This is a genomic window from Acidiferrobacteraceae bacterium, from assembly GCA_037388825.1.
Taxonomy (GTDB): Bacteria; Pseudomonadota; Gammaproteobacteria; order Acidiferrobacterales; family JAJDNE01; genus JARRJV01.
Map to the genome: position 1 here is coordinate 63,043 of JARRJV010000001.1, position 7,924 is coordinate 70,966.

The following is a 7,924-nucleotide window of genomic DNA, read 5'->3' on the forward strand; positions in this document are numbered from 1 at the left end:
CAATTGCCCCCGGGGTGCGACTTACGTGTCAAAACCGCGTTACAACGTCCTGGCCATCAACACTGGCAGTTCCTCGGTTCGCCTGGGGCTCTACCGCTCCGGGCCGACCCTGGAGTGTGTGGCCAGCCGCCATTTGACCGGCGAAATTGATGACGCGGAAAGCCTCCTGGCCCGCTTCGTCGGCGATGCTGGCCAGGCAAGGCCGGATGTACTTGTGCACCGGGTTGTTCACGGAGGTGAGCGATTGCGCGAAAGCACCCTGATCGACGCGCAGGTGGAGCAGGAAATAGAGCGCTGTGCCATTCTGGCGCCCCTGCATAATCCGCGCGCCTTGCGCTGGATCCGGGGCAGCCGGTCGCTGCTGGGCGAGCGTACGCCGCAGGTGGCGGTATTCGATACGGGATTCTTCCGTGACTTGCCCGAATTTGCATGGCGCTATGCCTTGCCCCGCGAGATGGCCGACAAGGAGGGGCTGCGTCGCTACGGCTTTCACGGCATCGCCCACCGCGCCCTCTGGCAGCGTTGGGCGGAGCTTGTGCCGGAGATGGCCGGCATGGCGCGCGTGATCTCGTTGCAGCTGGGTTCCGGCTGTTCCGCAAGCGCGATTCGCGCCGGCGTTCCGGTAGACACGTCCATGGGTTTTTCTCCAACGGAGGGACTGATCATGGCCACGCGCAGCGGGGACGTGGATCCGGGCCTCGTCACCTGGGTGGAGCAAGAAAAACGGATGGATGCAGCTTCGATTGAGAAGCTCCTGAATGAGGAGTCCGGCCTGCTTGGAGTCTCCGGCATCAGCAGCGATATGAGGGAATTGCTTCAATCCGCGGAACCTGCCGCGGATATCGCCATCGAAATGTTTTGCTACCGCGCGCGCAAATACATCGGTGCCTACTCCGCGGTTCTCGGGGGTGTCGATGCCATTCTTTTCGGCGGCGGTATTGGCGAACACGCCCCGCAGGTACGAGAACGCATTCTGCGCGGGCTCGACTTTCTCGGTGTGTCTCTGGAGCGCCGGCGCAATCTCCAGGCAGTCGAGGGTGAACACGCGCTTCATGACGTTGTCGGCACGGTGCAACTCTGGACAATCCCGGTGGACGAGGGGACACAGCTGGTGCGCGAGGCATTGGGCGTGGTGCAGAAACAGGTCGACACAGAATCCGGGCACAGGAGGGCGAAATGAAACAGGAAACAACTGAACGACCGGAATCGGGGATCGCAGGCAGCGAGGGCCCGTTGACGGCGACGGAACTGGATCGCATCCATGCCTATTGGCGTGCTGCCAACTATCTTTCCGTGGGCCAGATCTACCTGATGGACAACCCGCTGCTGCATGAGCCCCTGGTCCTGGACCACATAAAGCCGCGGCTTTTGGGGCACTGGGGAACCACCCCGGGGCTGAATTTTCTCTATGCGCATCTCAATCGCATGATCCGCATGCGTGATCTGGATATGATCTATGTGATCGGTCCCGGCCACGGCGGCCCCGCGATTGTCGCCAATGCATGGCTGGAGGGCACCTACAGCGAGGTCTATCCCAATGTCTCGTTTGACGAGGAAGGGATGCGCCACCTCTTCCGGCAGTTCTCCTTTCCCGGCGGGATTCCGAGCCATGTTGCGCCCGAGACTCCGGGCTCCATTCACGAGGGCGGCGAACTGGGGTACTCGATTGCCCATGCCTATGGTGCTGCGCTGGACAATCCCGACCTCATCATCGCCTGTGTGATCGGCGATGGCGAGGCCGAGACCGGTCCCCTTGCGACCGCCTGGCACTCGAACAAGTTTCTCAATCCTGCCAGCGATGGAGCGGTGCTGCCCATACTTCATCTGAATGGATACAAGATCGCCAATCCGACGGTGCTTGCGCGCATTTCCCATGAGGAGTTGAAAGATCTGCTGTGTGGCTATGGCTACGAACCGCATTTTGTCGAAGGGGACGATCCGCGCCTGCTGCACCAGCAGATGGCGCGCACCATGGAACAGGTATTCGACGAGATCGCCGACATCCAGAAAAAGGCGCGCAGCGGCGCTGAGGTCCAGCGGCCGCGTTGGCCCATGATCGTGATGCGCACCCCCAAGGGGTGGACGGGACCCAAGTTCGTGGACGGAAAGAAGACCGAGGGTTCCTGGCGATCTCACCAGGTGCCACTGGCCGGCCTGGCAAGCAAGCCGGAACACCTCAAGCAGCTTGAGGAATGGATGCGCAGCTATCGGCCGGAAGAACTATTCGATGATACCGGTTGCTTGCGTGAGGACCTGCGCTCATTGGCTCCCTCCGGCGAACGCCGCATGAGCGCCAATCCCCACGCCAATGGTGGCCTGTTGCTGCGCGATCTCCGCGTCGTGGGGCCGGACGAGACCGCGTCCAACCGCCTGACCGCCCTGTTCGAGGTCACGGACCGCGACTGGATGGCCCGCCGGGAACCGGATGACGACCATCTTGCCCCCGATGGACGGGTTATGGAGATCCTGAGTGAGCATACCTGTCAGGGATGGCTGGAAGGCTACCTGCTTACGGGGCGGCATGGCCTGTTTTCATGCTACGAGGCCTTTATCCACATTGTCGACTCCATGTTTAACCAGCATGCAAAGTGGCTCAAGGTCACCAGCAAGGAGATTCCGTGGCGTCGACCGATCGCGTCATTGAACTACCTTCTGACATCCCATGTCTGGCGCCAGGATCACAACGGCTTCTCCCACCAGGATCCCGGATTTATCGATCACGTGGTGAACAAGAAGGCCGACGTCATCCGGGTCTATCTGCCACCCGACGCAAACACCCTGTTGGTGGTGGCGGATACCTGTTTACGTTCCCGTAATCTTATCAATGTTATTGTTGCCGGAAAGCAGCCCGAGGCACAGTGGCTGAGTATGGATGCGGCGATCAAACACTGCAGCGCGGGTATCGGAATCTGGGAATGGGCCAGCAACGATCGCGGCAGCGAGCCCGATGTGGTCATGGCCTGCGCCGGTGACGTGCCCACACTCGAGACACTCGCGGCAGTAGCGATTCTGCGACAGCAGTTTCCGGAGTTGAAAATACGCGTGATCAATATCGTTGACCTCATGACCCTGCAGCCCAAGGAGGAACATCCCCACGGGCTGTCGCATCGGGATTTCGATATATTGTTCACCAGCGACCGCCCCATCATCTTTGCCTACCACGGTTATCCATGGCTCATTCACCGGCTGACGTATCGCCGTACCAACCATGACAACCTGCACGTGCGGGGATACAAGGAAGAGGGGACCACGACGACGCCCTTCGATATGGTGGTGCGCAACGATCTGGACCGTTTTCATCTGGTGGCCGACGTCATCGACAGGGTTCCGGGTCTTGGCGATCGGGCCGCCTATACGCGCCAGTATGTACGTGACAAACTCGTGGAGCATCGCGAGTATATACAAGAGCACGGAGAGGACATGCCCGAGATCCGGGACTGGAAATGGGAGCAAACAGAATAGGGACTGATATGCGCACGGGATCCGACTGATGCAGCCCTGGTTGCAGCGCTTACCGCCGGAGCTTGAAGGCTTGACGGATCTGGCCTTGGATCTGCGCTGGACCTGGAGTCACGCGGCGGACCAGCTGTGGCAGGGCCTGTCTCCCACCGTCTGGGAACGCACGGAAAACCCGTGGCTCATCTTGTTGAGCCTGTCGGATCGGCGCATTGCCGAACTGGCAAACGACCAGGGGTTTCGGGCGCAACTCGACGAGATCCTCGCCGCTCGTGACGAGTACCTCAACGGATCGACCTGGTACAAGGAGCGTTTCCCCGACCCCCCCGTCGGCGGCATTGCCTACTTCAGCATGGAATACGGTCTTGGGGAGGCCTTGCCTCTGTACTCGGGTGGGCTGGGGGTGTTGGCGGGCGATCACCTCAAGACCGCGAGCGATCTGGGCCTTCCGTTGACGGCCGTCGGCCTTTTGTACCAGGAAGGCTATTTTCGCCAAATGGTCGGTGCCGATTGCCGCCAGGTCGAGATCTATCCCTATAGCGAACCGTGGATGCTTCCCGTCAGCCGGGTACACGACGATGACGGCGGCCCCGTGAGCATCAGCCTGGAACTGCCCGGCCGGGATCTCACGCTCCGGGTATGGCAGGCGCGGGTTGGCCGGGTGGATCTGTTTTTGCTCGATAGTAATGATCCCTTGAATGGCCCGGCCGACCGGGGCATCACGGCCAAGCTTTATGCCGGTGGCCAGGAGATTCGCCTGGTGCAGGAGATCGTGCTGGGCATTGGTGGCTGGCGCGTTCTGCGCGCCCTGGGGCGGAACGTGGAGGCCTGTCACCTGAATGAAGGCCATGCCGCCCTGGCGACCATCGAGCGGGCCCGCGACTACATGCAGCAAGAGGGTCTGGGTTTCCGCGAAGCCTTGTGGGCGACGCGTCCGGGCAATGTATTTACCACCCACACGCCGGTCGCGGCCGCCTTCGACAAGTACCCGCAGGAACTGATCGCCAAGTACGGTCGAACCTATGCGCAGGAGATCGACATCAGCGGATCCGAACTCCTCGGCCTGGGTCGCGTTGATCCCCTTGATAAGTCAGAACCCTTCAATCTGGCGTATCTCGCTGCCCGAACCTGCGGTCGCGTCAATGGCGTCAGCCGTCTTCACGGCGAGGTGAGCCGGCGGATCTTTCATGTATTGTATCCGCGTTGGCCGGAATCCCAGGTTCCGGTCTGCCATATTACAAACGGAGTCCATGTACCTTCCTGGGACTCCCCATGGGCAGACGAGATCTGGACAAGGACCTGCGGAAAGAACCGCTGGATGGGTATGGTGGATACTCACGCCGAGGCCATCCGCGCCCTGGATGACGAAGCCATCTGGACCATGGTGGGCGAAGAGCGGCACGATCTGGTTCGATATGCCCGCGAGCGCCTTGCGCGGCAGCTGGCCCAGCGCGGCGAGCCCGACGAGATCATCGGCGAGGCGGCGAACCTTCTGGATCCCAACGCCCTGACCATAGGCTTCGCCCGGCGCTTCACCGAGTACAAGCGCCCGAATCTCCTGCTGCGCGATCCGGAGCGGTTGGCGCGCCTCCTGTGCGACCGCGACCGGCCTGTGCAAATCATTGTCGCCGGCAAGGCGCACCCGGAAGACGAGGTCGGCAAGGACTTTGTGTGCGAATGGACCCGTTTCGTGGGCCGCCCCGAGATCCGCAACCACGCGGTATTCCTGGAGGACTACGATATCGCCCTGGCACAGGAAATGGTTCAGGGCGTGGACCTGTGGATCAATACGCCGCGGCGGCCGTGGGAGGCATGTGGGACCAGTGGTATGAAAGTGCTGGTGAATGGTGGCTTGAACCTGTCGGAGCTGGATGGCTGGTGGGCCGAGGCCTATCGTCCGGAGGTGGGCTGGGCCCTGGGCGACGGCAAGGAGCATCCGGCGGGGGACTGGGACAGGCGCGAGGCGCAGGCCCTGTACGAACGGCTGGAACGGGAGATCGTTCCCGCATTCTATGACCGGGATGCGAGTGGCATCCCCCGGGACTGGGTTCGGCGCATGCGTACCTGTATGGCGGAACTGGCACCCCAGTTCAGTGCCAACCGCATGGTGCAAGAGTACGTGGAGGATGTTTATGTTCCCGCGGCCGCCTCCTTCCAGCGGCGGGCCCACCGAAACGGCAAGTTCGCGCGCGAACTGCATTCGTGGGAAATGAGCCTGCGGCATCACTGGCCCGATATTCACTTCGGCAGCATAGACACGCGCAAGGAAGGTTCACGGCTGCACTACAGTGTACAGGTTTATCTTGGAGATTTGGCTGCGGACATGTTGGAGGTACAGCTGTATGCGGAGCCGGGCGACGACTCGGGGGAATTCTGCGAGCCGATGAACCGGTTGGCCGCGATCAGCGGGACGGTGAACGGTTTTGTCTACGGACTGGAACTGGATGGGTCGCGCCCTGCGTCTGACTATACGGCGCGCATTGTTCCAAAGCACGACGAGGTTTCCGTACCGCAGGAATTGCCGTTGATCCTGTGGCAGCGCTGACCGGTGTGGGCCGGAGCCGGAAGCGCCATGCGGCGATCTCCGGCGGGAGGGTTCAATTATTCAGGGACGACGTTTGCTGCCTGCAGCCCCTTGGGTCCTTCCTGGATTTCGAACGACACCTTCTGACCATCCTTCAGTGTCTTGAATCCCGAACCCTGAATGGCGCTGAAGTGCACGAACACATCGTCGCCGCCATTGTCCTGGGCAATAAAGCCAAAGCCCTTCGATTCATTGAACCACTTCACCGTGCCTGTGAGCATTGCCAAATACCTCGAACTCAAGTTGTCGCCAATTTGCCGCATGCAGCCTGGGGCGTGATCCTGCTGTGGGGTACACCGTGTGGGGAGTATCACCGACAACGACACAAACTGCATTGCGATTCAGTTTACTGTAACTCCCTACGCGACGCTATAAGATCTTTCCCGAAATCGTCACTATCAAAGTACGGGGATTTTACATTCGTGCACGCAAAAATCGGGCCGGCGGCCGGTTCCATTGGCCATTGTTGCTCCCGGAATTCTGACTTAAATTTGTATGCCCGATTTCACGAAGGAGGTGAGAAATGAGGACCACCGCATTTGCATTGCTGGCCGCCCTGCTGGTTCCCGCAGCGACTGTGCATGCGGCACTGCATAGTGAAACCGTCAGCTACAAGGCGGGCAATACCACAATGAAGGGTTACCTGGTTTACGACGATCATTTCAAGGGACGTCGCCCCGGCATACTGGTTGTGCACGAGTGGTGGGGACAGAACGAATACGCGCGCCATCGTGCCCGCATGCTGGCGAAGCTCGGCTATACCGCCCTCGCAGTCGATATGTATGGAAACGACAAGGTGGCCCATGATCCAAAAACGGCAGGAGCCTACTCCGGCGAGGTCAAGAAGGATCCGGCGGCGGAGAAAGCCCGTTTCCTGGCGGCATACAAGCTGTTGAAGCGGCAGCACACGGTGGACCGCAAACGGATCGGTGCAGTCGGCTACTGTTTTGGTGGCGGCGTCGCCCTGGATATGGCGCGTCAGGGAGTACCGCTGAAGGGTGTGGTCAGCTTCCACGGCACACTCGGCGGCTTGCAGCCCGCGCTGAAGGGGAAGGTTACGTCCAAGATCCTGGTTCTGACAGGAGCAGCTGACCCGTTCAACCCACCGGAACGGGTCGCCGGTTTCGAGAAGGACATGAAACAGGCCGGAGCGGATTTCCGGGTGATCAGCTACCCGGGGGCCAAGCATGCCTTCACCAACCCGGAAGCCACGGCTTTGGGCGAGAAGTTCAAGATCCCGATCGCCTACAACGCTGCCGCGGACCGTGAGTCGTGGGCGGAAATGAAGAAGTTCCTTTCCGGGCTGTTCGGATCCTCGTCCTGATTCGGCCGCGGTCGTCTATACTGTAAGCAAGACCACCCGGACGCGGAGTTCATGGTCCGCGTCCGGACGTTTTGTTTGGAGGAAAAGTGACGACTTCGGGCTACACGTTCATCTTTGGAAAATGGGATCGCGACGCGGACGACATCCGTCTGGTGCGTGACCAGGTCTTTCGCGAAGAATTGGGGTTCGGGGAAGGCTTCGTCGACGAGCATGGGGATAGCGGAGCAATCCACGTCCTCGTGTACGAGGGGGGAGGAAGGGCCGTGGGCGCGGCCCGTATGCAGCCCGACGGACTGATCGACTACGTGGCAGTTCTTCGCCCCTGGAGAGGGAATACGGTCGGTGGCGCCATCGTGAGTTACCTTGCGCACATCGCTCAGGTGAAGAACATGGAAACCCTGTGGTCCGAGGTTACCGGTGACAGCCTGACTTTTTTTCGCAAAAACGGATTCAACGAAACCGGAGTCGAATCCGGCCGGGGCGATACCCGCCGTCTGCGTGTGGTTCGTCCCCTGGGGGATTCGAGCGCGCCGGTCAATATTCACTGAGCGCCAAAACGG

The 7,924-nt window shown here is 60.7% G+C and carries 6 protein-coding genes; 5 read left to right on the forward strand and 1 reads right to left on the reverse strand.

The features are described 5' to 3' along the window. The first annotated feature begins 25 nt into the window (after window positions 1-25). From P8X48_00330 to glgP, 3 genes are read left to right on the forward strand one after another with little or no spacing between them, the layout of a single operon-like run. The gene (locus tag P8X48_00330) at window positions 26-1,180 is read left to right on the forward strand and encodes an acetate/propionate family kinase (GenBank protein MEJ2105757.1); all 1,155 of its coding nucleotides are present in this window, start codon (window positions 26-28) and stop codon (window positions 1,178-1,180) included. Next, on the forward strand, window positions 1,177-3,462 hold the full coding sequence (locus P8X48_00335) for a phosphoketolase family protein (protein ID MEJ2105758.1): 2,286 nt from the start codon (window positions 1,177-1,179) through the stop codon (window positions 3,460-3,462). The genes P8X48_00330 and P8X48_00335 overlap by 4 nt, the downstream gene beginning before the upstream one ends. A gap of 28 nt (window positions 3,463-3,490) precedes the next feature. Then, a complete protein-coding gene (gene glgP / locus P8X48_00340; protein ID MEJ2105759.1) occupies window positions 3,491-6,001 on the forward strand; it encodes an alpha-glucan family phosphorylase in 2,511 nt (836 codons plus the stop codon). Between the two features lie 56 nt (window positions 6,002-6,057). On the opposite strand, the gene P8X48_00345 is transcribed toward glgP, so the two are convergent. Further along, window positions 6,058-6,261, reverse strand: coding sequence for a cold-shock protein (locus tag P8X48_00345; GenBank protein MEJ2105760.1), 204 nt, complete (start codon window positions 6,259-6,261; stop codon window positions 6,058-6,060). Between the two features lie 302 nt (window positions 6,262-6,563). Here P8X48_00345 and P8X48_00350 point away from each other — a divergent pair, with 302 nt between their 5' ends. Both P8X48_00350 and P8X48_00355 read left to right on the forward strand, forming a co-directional pair. Next, window positions 6,564-7,364 (forward strand): dienelactone hydrolase family protein, encoded by an 801-nt coding sequence (locus P8X48_00350; GenBank protein MEJ2105761.1) that lies wholly within the window; start codon window positions 6,564-6,566, stop codon window positions 7,362-7,364. Window positions 7,365-7,450: 86 nt separating this feature from the next. Beyond that, window positions 7,451-7,912, forward strand: coding sequence for a GNAT family N-acetyltransferase (locus P8X48_00355; protein MEJ2105762.1), 462 nt, complete (start codon window positions 7,451-7,453; stop codon window positions 7,910-7,912). The last annotated feature ends 12 nt before the right edge of the window (window positions 7,913-7,924 follow it).